This window comes from Niabella sp. CPT15-335-S11 (assembly GCF_058792415.1).
In genome coordinates this window covers 513,300-529,966 of sequence record NZ_JBYTEI010000002.1, presented here as the reverse complement: position 1 = coordinate 529,966, position 16,667 = coordinate 513,300, and the positions used below count along the sequence as shown (strand labels likewise).

At 47.2% G+C, this 16,667-nt stretch carries 12 protein-coding genes; 7 read left to right on the top strand and 5 right to left on the bottom strand.

Going from position 1 to position 16,667, the window contains the following annotated elements:
- The first annotated feature begins 24 nt into the window (after positions 1-24).
- From AC3WS5_RS08755 to AC3WS5_RS08735, 5 genes are all read left to right on the top strand, one after another.
- A complete protein-coding gene (locus AC3WS5_RS08755; protein ID WP_492466921.1) occupies positions 25-3,171 on the top strand; it encodes an efflux RND transporter permease subunit in 3,147 nt (1,048 codons plus the stop codon).
- 143 nt (positions 3,172-3,314) lie between these two features.
- Positions 3,315-4,532 (top strand): TolC family protein, encoded by a 1,218-nt coding sequence (locus AC3WS5_RS08750; protein ID WP_492466920.1) that lies wholly within the window; start codon positions 3,315-3,317, stop codon positions 4,530-4,532.
- Positions 4,533-4,626: 94 nt separating this feature from the next.
- Entirely contained in the window at positions 4,627-5,718 is a 1,092-nt protein-coding gene (locus tag AC3WS5_RS08745) for an efflux RND transporter periplasmic adaptor subunit (protein WP_492466919.1), read from the top strand.
- A gap of 119 nt (positions 5,719-5,837) precedes the next feature.
- The gene (locus AC3WS5_RS08740) at positions 5,838-8,354 is read left to right on the top strand and encodes a cation-translocating P-type ATPase (protein WP_492466918.1); all 2,517 of its coding nucleotides are present in this window, start codon (positions 5,838-5,840) and stop codon (positions 8,352-8,354) included.
- Positions 8,355-8,476: 122 nt separating this feature from the next.
- Entirely contained in the window at positions 8,477-10,354 is a 1,878-nt protein-coding gene (locus AC3WS5_RS08735) for an ABC-F family ATP-binding cassette domain-containing protein (protein ID WP_492466917.1), read from the top strand.
- A 46-nt stretch (positions 10,355-10,400) separates the two neighbouring features.
- On the opposite strand, the gene AC3WS5_RS08730 is transcribed toward AC3WS5_RS08735, so the two are convergent.
- The 3 genes from AC3WS5_RS08730 to AC3WS5_RS08720 all read right to left on the bottom strand — a co-directional run bounded on the left by AC3WS5_RS08730 (position 10,401) and on the right by AC3WS5_RS08720 (position 13,354).
- Positions 10,401-10,967 carry a GNAT family N-acetyltransferase gene (locus AC3WS5_RS08730; RefSeq protein WP_492466916.1) on the bottom strand — a complete coding sequence of 189 codons (567 nt, stop codon included), beginning with the start codon at positions 10,965-10,967 and terminating at the stop codon, positions 10,401-10,403.
- Between the two features lie 129 nt (positions 10,968-11,096).
- The gene (locus tag AC3WS5_RS08725) at positions 11,097-11,669 is read right to left on the bottom strand and encodes a gluconate 2-dehydrogenase subunit 3 family protein (RefSeq protein ID WP_492466915.1); all 573 of its coding nucleotides are present in this window, start codon (positions 11,667-11,669) and stop codon (positions 11,097-11,099) included.
- Between the two features lie 5 nt (positions 11,670-11,674).
- On the bottom strand, positions 11,675-13,354 hold the full coding sequence (locus tag AC3WS5_RS08720; RefSeq protein ID WP_492466914.1) for a GMC oxidoreductase: 1,680 nt from the start codon (positions 13,352-13,354) through the stop codon (positions 11,675-11,677).
- A 469-nt stretch (positions 13,355-13,823) separates the two neighbouring features.
- On the opposite strand from AC3WS5_RS08720, the gene AC3WS5_RS08715 reads away from it, so the two are divergent.
- Together AC3WS5_RS08715 and aat are read left to right on the top strand one after the other, a co-directional pair.
- Positions 13,824-14,120 carry an ATP-dependent Clp protease adaptor ClpS gene (locus tag AC3WS5_RS08715; RefSeq protein WP_492466913.1) on the top strand — a complete coding sequence of 99 codons (297 nt, stop codon included), beginning with the start codon at positions 13,824-13,826 and terminating at the stop codon, positions 14,118-14,120.
- Positions 14,121-14,152: 32 nt separating this feature from the next.
- Complete coding sequence (gene aat, locus AC3WS5_RS08710) at positions 14,153-14,821, top strand: leucyl/phenylalanyl-tRNA--protein transferase (RefSeq protein WP_492466912.1); 669 nt, start codon at positions 14,153-14,155, stop codon at positions 14,819-14,821.
- A gap of 2 nt (positions 14,822-14,823) precedes the next feature.
- Here aat and AC3WS5_RS08705 read toward each other — a convergent pair whose 3' ends face one another.
- Positions 14,824-15,492: a hypothetical protein gene (locus AC3WS5_RS08705; RefSeq protein WP_492466911.1), complete on the bottom strand. Its 669-nt coding sequence runs from the start codon at positions 15,490-15,492 to the stop codon at positions 14,824-14,826.
- 233 nt (positions 15,493-15,725) lie between these two features.
- Positions 15,726-16,628 carry a glycosyltransferase family 2 protein gene (locus AC3WS5_RS08700; RefSeq protein WP_492466910.1) on the bottom strand — a complete coding sequence of 301 codons (903 nt, stop codon included), beginning with the start codon at positions 16,626-16,628 and terminating at the stop codon, positions 15,726-15,728.
- Positions 16,629-16,667: the final 39 nt, after the last annotated feature.

Below are 16,667 nucleotides of genomic sequence, written 5' to 3'. Positions count from 1 at the left end.
CAAAGTAAGGAAGAAGTATGTACTATGCTGACAAGGATTATAGAGTTTTCCATTAAGAACAAATTAATCATCGGCTTATTAACCCTTGCCCTGGTTGCGTTTGGGGTTTATGAAACAACCAAGTTGCCGATTGACGCGGTACCGGATATCACAAATAACCAGGTGCAGGTAATAACAGTGGCACCCGCACTGGGGGCCTCCGATATCGAAAGGCTCATTACTTTCCCGATAGAACAGGCGAATAGTAATATCCCGGGGCTCAAAGAGATCAGGAGCTTTTCCCGTTTCGGCCTTTCCCTGGTTACCATCGTATTTGATGACGCAACCGATATTTATTGGGCAAGGCAGCAGGTGAGTGAGCGGTTGCAGCTTGTTCAGTCACAGATCCCGGCGGGCATCGGGACGCCTGAACTGGGCCCGATCAGTACCGGATTGGGAGAAATTTACCAGTATGTGGTGAGACCAAAGCCGGGATATGAACATCGTTATGACGCCACTTCACTCAGAACCGTGCAGGATTGGATCATCAGGCGACAACTGCTTGGCGTGAAAGGCGTTGCCGAAGTGAGCAGTTTTGGCGGGAAACTGAAGCAATATACCGTTGCCGTGTACGCCAACCGCCTGAACGCGTATAATATCACCATTCATGACGTTTTTACCGCCCTCGAAAATAATAATCAGAATACCGGTGGGGCTTATATCGAAAAAGGCCCTACGGTGCTGTTCATCAGAACCGAAGGTTTGATCGGCAGCATTGCTGATGTGCAGAATATCGCCATTAAAAGCACCAGCTCCGGAACCCCGCTCTACATCCGGGACGTGGCCGACGTGCGCGAGGGATTTGCAACCCGTTATGGCGCTATGTGTTACAATGATGAAGGCGAGGTTGCCGGTGCCATTGTAATGATGCTGAAAGGCGCTAATAGCAGCCAGGTTATAAAAAATGTAAAGGCGAAAGTTGAACAAATTCGAAAACTGCTACCTGAGGGGGTTGAGATTGAACCTTTCCTGGACCGGACCAAAATGGTTAACAATGCCATCAGTACAGTAGAAAAAAACCTTGCTGAAGGAGCGCTGATCGTTGTTTTTGTGCTGGTCCTTTTCCTGGGTAACTTAAGGGCAGGTTTGCTGGTGGCCTCTGTTATACCGCTGGCTATGTTATTCGCCATTATCATGATGAATACTTTTGGGGTCAGTGGTAACCTGATGAGCCTGGGTGCGCTCGACTTCGGATTGATTGTGGATGGGGCAGTTATTATTGTCGAAGCAGTGATGCACCGACTCACACATACCAGGCATTTTCACGGCCTGGTGAAATTGGATCAGGAAAAAATGGACGGTGAAGTGAAAATTTCGGCCAGTAAAATGATGAACAGTGCCGTGTTCGGACAAATCATTATTCTGATCGTTTACCTGCCCATTCTTACGCTGGAGGGCATCGAGGGAAAAATGTTCAAACCGATGGCTCAAACAGTAGCTTTCGCATTGATCGGCGCTTTTTTCCTGTCCCTGACCTATATCCCGATGATGAGCACCCTGGTGCTAAGTAAAAAATTAAACCCGGGTAAAAATTTTTCAGACCGCTTCATGGAAAAAGTAGGGAAGGTCTATCAGAAAGCCCTCACCAAAACGTTGCGGTATCCGGGGACGGTGGTGACTTCAGCACTGGTTTTATTCGCCTTGTCCCTGTTTATCCTCTCCAGGCTGGGAGGTGAATTTATCCCATCCCTGGAAGAAGGCGATTTTGCTGTAGATACCAGGGTGCTGACGGGAAGTAATCTGACCACAACCATAGCATATACCCAGAAGGCGGCCCATATCCTCAAAACCCGGTTTCCCGAAGTTGAAAAGATCGTGACCAAGATCGGTAGCGGGGAAGTTCCGACGGACCCGATGCCCATGGAAGCCAGTGATATGATGGTTATTCTGAAAGATAAAAAGAAATGGACCACGGCGAAAACTTTCAATGATCTCGCGGACACGATGGGGAAGGCGCTGGATGATGTTCCTGGTATCACGGCCAGCTTCCAGTACCCGGTTCAGATGCGTTTCAACGAATTGATGACCGGCGCCAGGCAGGATGTGGTCTGCAAAATATTTGGCGAAAACCTGGATTCGCTGGCCGCAAACGCGGAACGCCTGGGAAGGATCGTATCCACGGTGGACGGAGCGCAAAACTTATATGTGGAACAGGTCACTGGGATGCCGCAGATCATCATCGAATATAACAGACCGCTGATAGCTCAGTACAACCTATCCATTGCCGACGTGAACCGGGTAGTGAACACGGCTTTTGCGGGTCAGTCTGCCGGCCTGTTTTTTGAAGATGAAAAGCGTTTCGACCTGGTTGTGCGGCTGGCCGCCAATGAGAAAAAGAACCTCGAGGATGTCCGGAATCTTCTGATACCGACACCTTCGGGTGTTCAGATCCCGCTCTACCAGTTGGCTTCGGTAGCTATCCGCGAAGGGCCCAACCAGATACAGCGTGAAGATGCGAAGCGCCGGATTATCGTAGGTTTTAACGTGCGAGGCAGAGACGTGGAAACGGTGGTAAACGAGCTGCAGGCGAAAGTGGACGCGCAACTGAAATTACCGCCTGCCTATTATGTTACCTACGGCGGATCGTTTCAGAACCTGAACGAAGCAAAAAACCGGTTGATGGTGGCCGTTCCGGTATCGCTTGTATTAATTTTTATTCTTTTATATTTTGCCTTTCACTCGCTGAAACAGGGATTGCTGATTTATACAGCCATTCCCTTGTCTGCCATCGGCGGCGTGCTGGCGCTTGCTGCACGCGGTATGCCTTTCAGCGTAAGCGCCGGAGTAGGGTTTATTGCTTTGTTTGGTATTGCTGTGCTGAACGGTATCGTGCTCATTGCGGAATTTAATAACCTGCGGCGGGAGGGACTGACCGATCTCCGGAGGATTGTGCTGATGGGAACCAAGATCCGGCTGCGACCGGTTTTGATGACCGCGTTAGTAGCCTCTCTCGGTTTCCTGCCGATGGCGCTGAGTACCGGGGCCGGGGCAGAAGTGCAGCGCCCCCTTGCAACGGTCGTGATCGGGGGTTTGATGGTTGCCACGGTGCTTACGCTTGGCGTATTGCCCGTGTTATATATCATGTTTGAAAGGGGATACAAGAAAAGGATTCCTCAGGTGAAAGAAGAATAACAGGTTGCTGAATTTGGTGACCTTCGAAAATGTTCATCATGAAAGAAAAATTATATATTAAAAATAATTTTATATTGATTCATGTCGGTCTGAAAAGAAGATGCCGTCGGTTCGGATCAGGATCGGGAATGAAAAACATCCGGATGATTTGGTCCCTTCTACTGGTTTTGTTCCTAGGTATGGGTGTTATAAGTGCGCAAACATCGGTCACGCTGGACCAGGCCATCGACATGGCTATTAAAAATAATCTGTCTTTGAATAATGAGCGACTCAAAACTGAAGAGGCGAAGTCGCTGATAAAATCGGCGACAGATTTGCCGGCGACCGATCTGATCAGTGACTGGGGGCAGATCAACAGCCAGTTCTTCGATACTAAATTTGGCGTTTCCCAGACGCTAGCCTTCCCCGCCGTGTATGCCCGCCGAAAGCAGGTCTTCACGGAGGAATGGAAAACGGCCGTTCTGGGAGTTACGATGAAAGAGGCGGAGCTGCGGAGGACCGTTAAAGAAACCTATTATTCCTGGCTTTACTGGAAAGAAAAGGAGAAGTTGCTGGTGGGGCTGGACACGCTCTATGCCAACCTGCTGGAAAAGGCGACGCTGAGATTACAAAAGGGAGAAAGCAATGTGCTGGAGAAAACCACTTTTCAGGCACAGAAAAATGTGGTGGAAGTGCAACTGACGCAGGTCAGGCAGGAGCTGGTCACCACCAGCCATTTGTTTGAATTGTTATTGAATGCAAAATCTCCTGTAGTTCCGGCTATGACCAGGTTGAGATTCGCGGAGGAATTTCCCCTGGAACAGTTCCGTGCCGGGGATCACCCCGTGCTCAAATGGGTCAGAAGGCAACAGGATATTGCAAAGGCAAAGACGAAGCAGGAAAGGTCGGGTTTACTGCCTTCGCTGATGCTGGGATACAATAATGCCAGTATGCGCGGGATGGGGGCCAACGAAATATGGTATGACGCAAATACCCGCTTCCATACCGCTCAGTTGGGTCTTGGTATTCCGATCTTCAATACTGCAAAAAAAGCGCGCATCAGAGCCAGCCGCATCAATGAACAGGTGGCTGTCAATCAGTTTAATATAGAAAAGGCACTATTGGAGAATAAACGTTCCGCTGCCGTATTGCAGTACCGGCAACAAAAGGAAATACTTACAAGGTATGAAACAGAATACCTGAAGAATGTCACGCTGATCCAATCAACTGCCGACAGGCAATTTTTCGCGGGCGAGATCAACTACCTGGAATATGTTCAGCTAATTAACCAGGCGATTACTATACAAAGTGGATATCTGGATCTGCTGCATCAGCTCAACCAGAATCTGATCCACCTGGATTACCTTAACAGCCATTCATAAAGATATGAAAATTTCAGACATAAACAAAAAATATCATTCAATAGCGGGGTCGCCTGCATTAAGGGTTTTGGCACAAATCGTAATATTTCACTCAATGGTGATTTTAATCAGTTGTGGCGGAAGTGATCCTCAGCCTCAAAAAGACCCGCCGCCTGAAAACGTCGTGGAGTTTACTGATGCCCAATACAAAAATGCGGATGTGATCATCGGCGGATTAGAGGAACGCGAGATTGCGTCGGTGATAAAGATCAACGGAAAAATTGATGTCCCTCCACAGAATATGGTTTCTGTTTCTGCACCTCTGGGAGGTTATCTCAAACAAACGCATCTGTTGCCGGGTATGTTCGTGAAGAAAGGGCAAGTGCTGGGAACCCTGGAAGACCAGCAGTACGTGCAGTTACAGCAGGATTACTTATTAGCCAAATCAAAAGGGCAGTTAGCGGAACAGGAATATAAACGTCAGTCGGAACTGAATCTGAGTCAGGCCAGCAGCGACAAGATCATGCAACAGGCCAGGACCGAATCCAACAACCAGCGGATCCTGATGCGCTCCCTGGCTGAACAGTTGCGCCTGATTAATATTAACCCCGATCGCCTGAGTACAGGCAATATTTCCAGGATTACTCAAATATATTCGCCTATTTCCGGATACGTAAGCAGCGTGAATCAGAATATTGGGAAATATGTTGGCCCCGCTGAAACCTTGTTTGAACTGATTAATCCGGACCATATCCATCTCAACCTGAAAGTGTTTGAAAGGGATGCGCCCAGATTGGCCATCGGACAGGACCTGACTGCTTTTACCAACAATAATCCGAATAAACGTTATCCCTGCAAAATTGAACTGATCAGTAAAGATGTTGCACCCGGGGGAACAATCGACGTTCATTGCCGGTTTCTGAAATACGATCCGTCACTTTTGCCCGGCATGTACATGAACGCTGAGGTTGAACTTGATAAAAAAACAGTAAATTCACTTCAGGAAGCGGCCATCGTAACTTTTGGCGGTAAACTTTATATTTTTGAGGTGATTGGCAACCGTAAGTTTGAGATGAAGGAGGTGCAGACGGGCATGAATGAAAATGGATATGTGGCCATCCAGAACGACTCAGCTTTTCAGAATAAAAAGATCGTTATTCAGGGTGCGTATGCCTTGCTGATGAAACTGAAGAATAAGGAGGAGTAACGATGTCTGGAGCGAGGCTGAAAGACCGTGCAGGATAAATGATAAAGAATGTCATTTTGAAGTGAATTTATTTGATAAAAATATATATATTTTCGATACTATTATCTTAACGCAGAACAATGCTGATTGAACATTTGGAACTGGAGGGCCTGGACGATGCCTCGGTGGCGGCTTCCGCGCAGAAACACGGATACAACCGTATGTCGTTTAAAAAGCAAAACAAATTTCTGGGATTTTTGACGAGCTTGCTGAAGGAACCCATGATTGTGCTGTTGTTTATTGCCGCGGCCGTTTACCTGGTTTCGGGCAACTATGGCGACAGCCTGTTTATGGTCGCCGCCATTATTCTGGTCGCCGTCATTTCTATTTATCAAGACACACGCAGCAGGGTGGCACTTGAAAAACTGCAACAATATATCCACCCTAAAAGTAAAGTTGTTCGCAACGGCGCCGTGCAGGAACTGGATAGTGGGGATCTGGTAGTTGGAGATCAGGTCATAGTGGAAGAAGGAACTTATGTGCCTGCTGACGGCGTTATTTTATCATCCAATGACTTCAGTGTTAATGAATCAATTTTAACCGGCGAATCATTGCAGGTTTACAAGGATTTAACAGAAGGGAAGAACAAAGTGTTTGGTGGTACCATCGTGACCAGCGGCTTGTCCATTATCGAAATAACGGATGTTGGAAACAGCACTGAGCTCGGAAAGATCGGGAAGAGCCTTGAATCCATTGAGCAGGGGAAAACACCCCTGGAAAGTCAGATCAGTCATTTCGTGAAGATGATGGTGCTGATCGGCGCAGTGATCTTCACGATCGTCTGGATTATCAATTATTCACTATCTCGTGATATTTTAGACAGTCTGCTGAAAGCCCTCACTCTGGCTATGAGCGTCCTTCCCGAAGAAATACCCGTGGCCTTCACCACATTCATGGCCCTGGGCGCCTGGCGCCTGATGAAGATGGGCATTGTGGTCAAGCAAATGAAGACCGTTGAGACGCTGGGCAGCGCAACAGTCATTTGCACCGACAAAACCGGGACCCTCACGGAGAACAAAATGCAGCTTTCCCGGATCTATAGTTTCAGTACAGATCAGGTGATCGAACCCAACGGAAAGCTCTCCGAAGACGGGAAAGCGCTGATCCGCACTGCCATGTGGGCCAGTGAGCCGATTCCCTTTGATCCGATGGAAATAGCGCTGCACGACAAGTACCGCGAATATTTTGATGTAGATGAGCGACCGGCTTTTAAAATGATCCACGAATATCCGATTGGGGGAAAGCCGCCCATGATGACACATATTTTCGAAAACGATGCCTCAAAGCGGATCATCGCGGCTAAAGGCGCGCCAGAAGCTATCGTGAAAATATCTACTTTATCAGAAAGTGAAAAGGACCGGGTGCACGAGGTTGTGCATGATCTGGCAACTGAAGGATACCGCGTACTGGGCGTGGGTAGTACGGAATATCCCGGCGAAAATTTTCCTGAAAAACAACAGGAGTTTAAGCTCAGCTTCGAGGGACTGGTGGCATTTCATGACCCCCCTAAGAAGAACATCAGTAAGGTACTGAACGATTTCTATGACGCGGGTATTCAGGTAAAAATAATCACGGGTGATAACGCAGGTACGACGAGGGCTATCGCCCGCCAGATCGGCTTCAGGGGCGCTGACAGGCATTTACAGGGCGAATCGCTGATGCTGATGGATGAACCAACCCTGGAAGAAAAAGTAGAGGATATTCAGATCTTCAGCAGGATGTTCCCTGAAGCAAAACTTCGGATCATCAATGCCCTTAAAGCACAAAATGAGATCGTGGCGATGACCGGTGACGGCGTCAACGATGGCCCCGCGCTGAAAGCCGCCCATATCGGTGTGGCCATGGGTAAAAAAGGTAGTGAAATAGCTAAATCAGCCGCTTCCATCGTTCTGGCCGACGATGATCTCTCTAAAATGGTTGATGCGGTCGCGATGGGCCGGAAAATCTATACCAACCTGAAAAAGGCCATTCAATATATTATTTCCATTCATATCCCGATCATCCTTACTGTATTTTTACCCCTGGCGCTGGGATGGATCTATCCGAATATTTTTACGCCGGTTCATGTGATCTTCCTGGAGCTGATCATGGGCCCGACCTGTTCTATTATCTATGAAAACGAACCGATGGAACCCAACTTAATGGTGCAGCCCCCACGGCCTCTTACCAGTACTTTTTTTAATTCGAAGGAACTGATCACCAGCATCATTCAGGGACTGATGATCACCGCCGGATCATTGCTGGTCTACCAGTTTGCCATCAGCAATGGTTGGAACGAAGATCTTACCCGGACAATGGTATTTACTACGTTGATTTCTTCGAACGTATTCCTGACCCTGGTCAATCGTTCGTTCTATTACTCGGTCATCAGGACGCTGTTTTATAAGAATTCCCTGGTGCCACTTATCATTGGGGTGACAATCGCCATTACCATCCTGTTGATTTATGTGGATCCGCTGACTGGATTCTTCAAATTTGAACACCTGAATTTCTATCAGTTGAGCGTCAGTGTACTGGCAGGTTTTGTGTTCGTGATCTGGTTTGAAATAGTCAAAGCTATTAAGAGGCTCAGATTCCCCTCAAAAGCTGAAAAATAGTGGACAGGTTTTAAGGGTTCAATTTTAACATCCTGAAAGATTCTATTCGTGTCCTGACGGATTCTTTAGTATCCTCGGGGATTCTTTTCGCATCCTGAAGGATTCAGGCCTATTTTTGCCGGATGCATTATGTTTCTGCAGAAGGTTTGAGTAAGAGTTATGGCATAAAACCCTTGTTTTCGGGTATCAGCTTCAATATTGAAGAAGGCGACAAGATTGCCGTGGTAGCGCGAAACGGTACGGGGAAATCAACCCTGCTGAAAATCCTGGCGGGCAGGGAGTTTCCCGATGAAGGCAAACTTTGGATTCATAAAGATGTTCATGTGGTTCTTTTCGATCAGGAGCCGGTATTGCTAGAAGACAAGCCGGTGGCTGAGAATATTTTTTATCATAATAACCCGGTGATTGAAGCCATCAAAACCTATGAATCGGCGCTCGAAAGCGGCGATCCCGAAATAATATCACCTGCACTGATCAGGATGGATGAACTGCAAGCCTGGGATTTTGATTCGAAGGTCAAACAGGTTTTGGGCCGGCTTCGCATTCATAACCTGCAGCAGCTTGCCGGCGAGCTTAGCGGCGGACAAAAAAAGCGTGTAGCGCTGGCCAGGGTATTGATCGATCTTGAGTTTCTGAATAAACAGGTTTTGCTGATCATGGATGAGCCCACCAACCACCTCGACTTAGAGATGGTGGAATGGCTGGAATATTTCCTGACCAGAAAAAGCCTGACGCTGGTGTTGGTGACCCACGACCGGTATTTTCTGGATAATGTCAGTGCCACGATCTGGGAGATCGAAGACGGTTCATTATACCTGCATGATGGTGACTATGAAAACTTCCTGACAAAAAAAGCGGCCAGGATCGAACAGACCGCCGCGGGTATTCATCGGGCTAAAAACCTGTACCGGCGCGAGCTGGAGTGGATGCGCAAACAACCGCGCGCCCGGACCACCAAATCTAAAAGCAGGGAAAACCAGTTTTACGAAGTTGAGAAAAAAGCGGGACAAAAACTGTCTGATAATAACCTGCAGCTTCAGATGAAGATGAGCCGCCTGGGTGGGAAAGTGCTGGAGATGAAGAAGGTCAATAAGTCCTGGGGAGAGACTGTCATACTAAAAGGATTCGATTATACTTTCAAGAAAGGCGAACGAATCGGGATTATTGGCAAGAACGGCACGGGGAAGTCAACTTTTATCCATATCCTCCAGGGGATCCAGCAAGCGGATAGCGGCAAGGTCAACGTTGGGGATACGGTTATCTTCGGGCATTATTCGCAACAGGGTCTTGAGGTGAAAGAAGACATGCGGGTGATTGAATTCGTGAAGAATATTGCTGAAAATTTTCCGTTGGAAAAAGGAGGTAGCCTGAGCGCTTCGCAGTTTCTGCAACTGTTTTTGTTTGAGCCTGACCAGCAATATACCTATATCAGTAAACTGAGTGGTGGCGAAAAGCGTCGGTTGCACCTGTTGTCGATATTGTTCCGCAATCCGAATTTTTTGATCCTGGATGAGCCCACCAACGACCTGGATCTGCCGACCCTGCAGGTGCTGGAAAATTTCTTAAGTGAGTTTCCGGGTTGCCTGGTGATTGTTTCGCACGACCGTTTTTTCATGGACCGGATCGTAGATCATTTGTTTGTTTTTGAGGGTGGGGGCGTGGTCCGGGATTTTCCTGGAAACTATTCGCAGTACCGGCAGGAGTTTAAAGCAGAAGCTACGGAACCTGCAGAAGCTGCGACGGTACAGGTTGCGGAGAAAATAGTGCAAAAGCGGGATAAGCGGGTTTCCTTCAAAGACAAGCGGGAATTTGAATTGTTGGAGAAAGATCTTGCTACGCTGAACAGCGAAAAATCCGATTTGCTTGATAAGCTGAACCAAGCTGACATTCCTTTCGAAGACCTTGAAAAATGGTCGCACCGGGTGGCGGAACTGACCGGTTTAATTGATGAGAAGGAATTGAGATGGCTCGAACTAAGCGAACTGATGGATGGTGAATAAAGCCACCATCTGGTGATATTTTATTGGATGATCAAGAGTTATTTCCTTAAGGCTCCAATACTACCGTCGGTTCTTTCCAGTCGTCCTTTTGGATCTCATACACGAAATTAAGCTTAGGTGTTTCGCCGAAATAGGTGACTTCCTGTTCGCCGATCTTTTTAGCGCCGAGGCGACTAATGGCGATCTGGGAGCGGATATTATCGGCGCCGATATGAAAATGAACGCCGTTGACAAACTGAAACAGATAATCCAGCATGGTTGCCTTAACGGCCGGATTAAATCCCATACCCCAACTGGACCGGTCATAAAATGTATAACCAATGAGGATCCTGCTTTCCTGCCCGTCATAATCATAGATCCGGGTGCTGCCGATGACTTTTCCTGAAACTTTGTCCACAATCTTAAAGGCTCCCTGGCTCTGCATCGCGCCTTCGAAGAAGGTTTTGAAGACGTCTTTTTTCCATCGATCTTTATTGGGATGTTGTTCCCAGATTTTCGGATCAGAGGCTACCGCGAATAGTTCATCGAAATCCTCTTCCCGCAACGGGTAAAGGACTGCTTTTTCATTCTCAAGGACGGGTTGAATGCTGAATGGGTTCAAGTTTTTTTTCATCAACAGGTTTGTTTGTTTTTCATCAACTAAAATAAAAATGTGACTTCCAAAAGAGTTAAATCCATTTTTTATAATAGCGCATGATCAGCTCGTTATCTTTCTAAACGCCCGGCCAGATGTAGCGTATAATCAGTACCAGGCTCTATCACCCTTGTGATAAGGCAAACAGGGATCATATCGACCGGGAACCGCGGCATAGCGAAGCACTTTTGTAGCGCCGGGTTCTGATGAGAAAAACCCGAGTAGCGTCAGCTCCTTCATCATCCTGAAATAGTGCGCGGGTTGACCTTTCTGTTTATTTTTTTGATAAGATTTTTGTTCATTATCCAGTTGGGTCAGTAATTGCGTCCGTTGATCGGGTGTGATTTTCATGAATCCATGGCTGAACTGTTCATGGCTCAGCCGGTCGATCGTCGTCATGCCCTCTCGGAAAACCTTTTGATCACCTTCATTGTAACAATCCCGCACCATCACCTGGATAAATTCGCCGACCTTGGCGTCTTTCGCGCCTGGCGTGTCTGTCCGTGGAATAATGGTTTCTGCGATTTCGTCCAGCAAGCCGATTTCCTTTTCCGTGAAGAATGGCCCCGCAGGGTTTGCTCCGGATTTCGGTTTGCATCCCGTTTGGATAAATAATTCTGATCCCAGTATAGTGCCGCCCAGCAAAAGGGCTACGCGTTGTACGGCTTGTCTCCTGTTCATGCTGCTCAAAGATTTCTTTTTTTCAATTCGTTAACGGCAAATTCTGCGGCCCTGGCTGTCAGCGCCATGTAGGTCAGCGAAGGGTTTACGCAGGCTGCGCTTGTCATGCAGGAACCGTCCGTCACAAACACATTTTTGCAATCCCATACCTGGTTGTTGCCATTGAGCACGGAGGTTTTAGGATCACGGCCCATTCTCGCGGTGCCCATCTCGTGGATTCCCTGCCCGAACCCATAACCATTGTCATAGGTTTCGATATTCTTCAGGCCAGCCTTTTCGAGCATTTCAGCGGCATCGGCCACCATATCCTTCCGCATGGCGATTTCATTCTCTTTGATTTCCGCGTCAATATTCAATACAGGCAGACCCCATTTATCTTTTGTTTTACTGTCCAGCGTCACTTTGTTTTCATGGTAGGGGAGGGTCTCGCCAAAGCCCCCGATACCCATCGTCCAGGGTCCGGGATCGATCAGCGCATCTTTCATCTCTTTACCGATAGAAAGCTCCGCCACCGCCCGCTGCCATCCCTGTCTACTGGCGCTTCCCTGGTATCCAAAGCCACGGAGGTAGGGTCGCTTGTCGCCCAGAATATTCCTGAATCTGGGGATATAAATGCCATTGGGTTTGGCCCCGAAATAGTATTTATCCTCGAAACCTTCGGCATGTCCTTTTGCCCCGCACTTGAGGTGGTGGTCCATCAGGTTATGGCCGAGTTCGCCGGAGCTGCTGCCCAATCCGCCCGCCCAGATATTCGTAGCCGAATTCATCAGCACCCAGGTTGAGTTCAGCGTGGATGCGCAAAGGAAGATCACCTTGGCGAAATATTGGTAAGTCTGATTGGTTTCTGCATCAAGCACTTCAACGCCTTTTGCCTTTTTCGTTCCCGGATCGTAGAGAATTTGGGTCACGATAGAAAATGGCCTTAATGTCAGGTTACCGGTAGCCACCGCCGCGGGCAGGGTGGATGATTGTGTGCTGAAGTATGCGCCAAACGGGCATCCCAGCCAGCATTTGTTGCGGTACTGGCATTTAATCCGGCCGGGGAGGGGCTCGGTGATATTGGCGGTACGACCGGTGGTCATGATCCTTTTTCCGCCATAAGCCTTCCGTATTCGGTCTGCCACATCCTTTTCCACGCAATTCATTTCCATGGGTGGCATATACTCGCCATCGGGGAAACCGGGAAAATTTTCTTTGGTGCCGTTAATGCCCGCAAATTTTTCAACGTAGCCGTACCAGTGGTCTATATCTCTGTAACGAATGGGCCAATCGACCCCAATGCCTTCTTTCAGGTTTGCTTCAAAATCAAAATCGCTATGCCGGTAGGAATGCCTTCCCCAGGTCAATGATCTGCCGCCTACCTGGTAACCGCGGTACCAGTCAAACCTTTTTGTCTCCACATAGGGACATTCTTTTTCATTTACCCAAAAATCCAGGTTGGTTTCATTGAGGGTGTAATCCCGTTTAAGCACGGGATAGTCTTTGCGCATTTGTTCAGTGGCCCTTCCCCGGTGCGGGAAGTCCCAGGGGTTTTTGTTGGCGTTTACATAGTCTTTGATATGCTCAATATTCCGGCCGCGCTCCAGCATGATCGTCTTCAAACCTTTCTCTGTCAATTCTTTTGCCGCCCAGCCGCCTGTGATTCCGCTTCCAATTACAATCGCGTCAAAATTATTATTTGCCATTTTTTGTCAAAACTTCATGATTTATATGCATTACCCGGGCGTTACCCCGTCAATAGTCAGGATCCGTTACTAATTTCTTTTAGGATTTAACGCGATGCGATTCGGGCAAAATTCAGGTTGAAATTTTTAATCGCTTCGGGTTGAAAATTTAAATTTATACCGGATATAACGGGTAAAGATAAAGTTTCTTTGGATATCTATCGGAACATCGGGGTTTCCTCAAATCTTAGATTGGCAGTTTTCGAGTCAGTTTAGCTGAAGAATTGCGCAACTGCCTGAGGAATACAAACAAATTTTCACAATTTCATAACTTTCGTCTCAACAGCTTGGGTTTTGCACTTTTGGTTAGCTATTACATATTTGGAGACAAATCGTGAGGGGCCTTTTAGGGGTGAGGCAGATTTGTGGCGCGGGAATTTGTGAGCAAACACAGCTATTTTTTAAAAATTGTATCTTTGTAGATTGAATAATGGCTCAACCGGGCACACATATTGAAAAACGCGAGGAGCTGGATACAATGACAGCAACGGCTTCTTCCTGTCAACTGATCGTCTGGAATGATGAGGTGAACACCTTCGAGTGGGTGATAGAAACCCTGATGGATATTTGCGGACACAGCTTTGAGCAGGCCGAACAATGTTCACTGTTCATCCATTTCCAGGGAAAATACGCCGTGAAGGAAGGGACCTATGAAGACTTGAGACCCATGTGCGATGCGATACTCGATCGCGGTATTCAGGCTACTGTAGAGGAAGTAGTGTCTTAGCCTGTTATAAATTAAGTTAATTCAGGGAGCTTATGTCTGTCTTTGCGCTGGATGATTCACTTTATTTTCCGCCTGTTAATCTCGCAGATCCTGACGGACTGATAGCTCTCGGGGGAGATTTGTCACCCGAACGGTTGTTGATGGCCTATCGCTCCGGAATATTCCCCTGGTTTGACACGCCGCCGGTGCTGTGGTGGAGTCCTGATCCCCGTTTTGTGCTTTTCCCCGCGGAGTTCAGACGAAGTAAAAGCCTGAAATCAGCGCTTCGCAAAAATACTTTTGAGTTTACAGTCAATAAAGTCTTTGAGCAGGTAATTGGATATTGCCAGAAGGTGCTTCGGCCGGGTCAGGCTGGCACCTGGATTACGGACAATATGAAATCAGCCTACCAGGAACTTCACCGGCTTGGATTTGCACACAGTGCGGAGGTTTGGAAGCAAGGGAGACTTGTAGGCGGACTTTATGGTGTGAGGATTGGGAAAGTATTTTTTGGGGAGAGCATGTTCAGCCTGGAAAGCCAGGCTTCCCGGATTGCGATGGCCTGCTACATGGCTGTGTTGCAAAATGAAGGAGTCCAGCTGATCGATTGTCAGGTCTATTCAGAATACCTGGAGAGTATGGGGGCGAGGATGATTCCGCGGGAAAGTTTTCTCAGGTTTTTAGAACAAGATTCGTCTAAAGACAATGTAATGGTCAGATAGGGTTACTGAAGTTTTTCCGTAGCGGACCCCCTGCTTTCCTTGTCCATTTTTTCGATGTCCGGCAGCTTATTTCCTGAGATCATGTTGGGATAATCCCAGAAAGCTGCTACTGCTACGATCTTCCAATTGTTATCAACGCTCTCCATCAATCTGAGTTCCTTGCTGTGGTAGAACATGGTTCCCTCCCGGGTGCTGTTGAACTGATCCCAGGTAAGGTAGGCCACGTTGGTTCCATAAAATTTAAATTTAATATTTTTCCTTTCTACCACAGGGTGGCTGGATTGAGGTTCGGGGTTGTCATGAATATATCGGCCGACGGTATTATCGATACCATCCCAACCTACGCTGGCATCGAAGGTGCCGTCCTTGTTGCTCCAGGCCTGGAAGTCGTAATCCTTCTGTGCAAAGGTTGATCGCCAGGTGTAATAGTCCCTGGAAAAGAAGGAACGGGTTTCTCTCTCAATCGTTGCCATAATGGAGTCCTTTGCTTTCTGAAGTTCTTTGCCCGAAAGTTCCTTATGATGATCTGACCTGCAGGACAGCAGGAACACAGGCACGGCAAGAATGATGGTCAGGAAACAGAGTAGTCTTAAAGGAAGGATTGAAACCAAAAACCAGGAAGATCCATTTTTGTCTCTTCCCTGCTGGGGTGAGTAACATAACCGTTTCATAATGTCGAGTTTTTATTAATTATCTAAACTTCACATTTTCACCGGTCCGGATTCTTATGTAAGCAAGTCAGTAAAGCAATTTCATTAACTGACCTAAAGATAAACCAATATTTATTCAAATCAAAAAAGCAACTTAATATTTTTTGCGAAATGATTGTATTTCAATCATGAATTCGTATTTATGTCATATTCTGCGTCTTGCGGAAGATCAACTAATATCTGAAATATGACTTTTATAGTCTGGTGTCTAAAATATTATCCGGTTGCAACAATCTGGATTTGAGCCGGTGTTTCAGGGTTCGCGCATTCCTGATGCTAGTACTATTGCTTTCCTTCCTGCCCAGGTTCAGGATCCGGCTCATGAAGGCATGGCTGGATACCCCCCATTTGAGCAGGAAGGTTTTTCTGCCGTTATTTTTCCTGATCCTGCTGGTCGTCTTGCTCATGAAATGGTACACCCGGGAAGCGGCAATTCCCTTAAATCTCCTGATCCCGAAATGCCATAACTTGATCATAAAGTCGGGATCGCTCCACATGCCCGGTGTGAATTCGATGCTCAGTCCGCCAATCGCGGCCCAGGTGTATCTGTGCAGTACAAGCGGATACCAACTGGAACCTTTCCAGTCTTCAAACGGAATTTTATCGAATTGGGCAAGCAGGTCATCCTCCCTGAATGTATGTTCATCGGATCCAAAATCATAGGGTGCAATGACACATTTGTTGCCGGTTTCAAATCTTTCAATGATTGTGCCCGACAGGCAAAACTGGTTGTCTGGCTGCCGCTGAATTTCGTCCAACAGGTGCCCGTCCCATCCGGGACAGAAATAATTATCGTCGTCAGACAGCACAACATAATCGCTGATTGCCAGGGCAGAGGGGATATTAAATCCATAACAGACGCCGACATTCTTTTCTGAAATAGTATGCGAAATGCCTTTTTCGGCCAGCCAGGCTGCTGTGCCGTCCTGTCCCTCGTTAACGTGCACAATGATCTGATGAGGGTAGTCGGAGTTTTTAAGAAGGCTTTCGATGGTTATTTTTAAAATGGACAAATTATTCCAGCTTGGAATCAGAATTGAGAATTTAATATTATCTTTATTTTTGATTGGGTAAGAATGGTATTGAATTGGGCTCATACTGTTTTTGCTCCAAATATAAAAGCTTTTCATATTTCT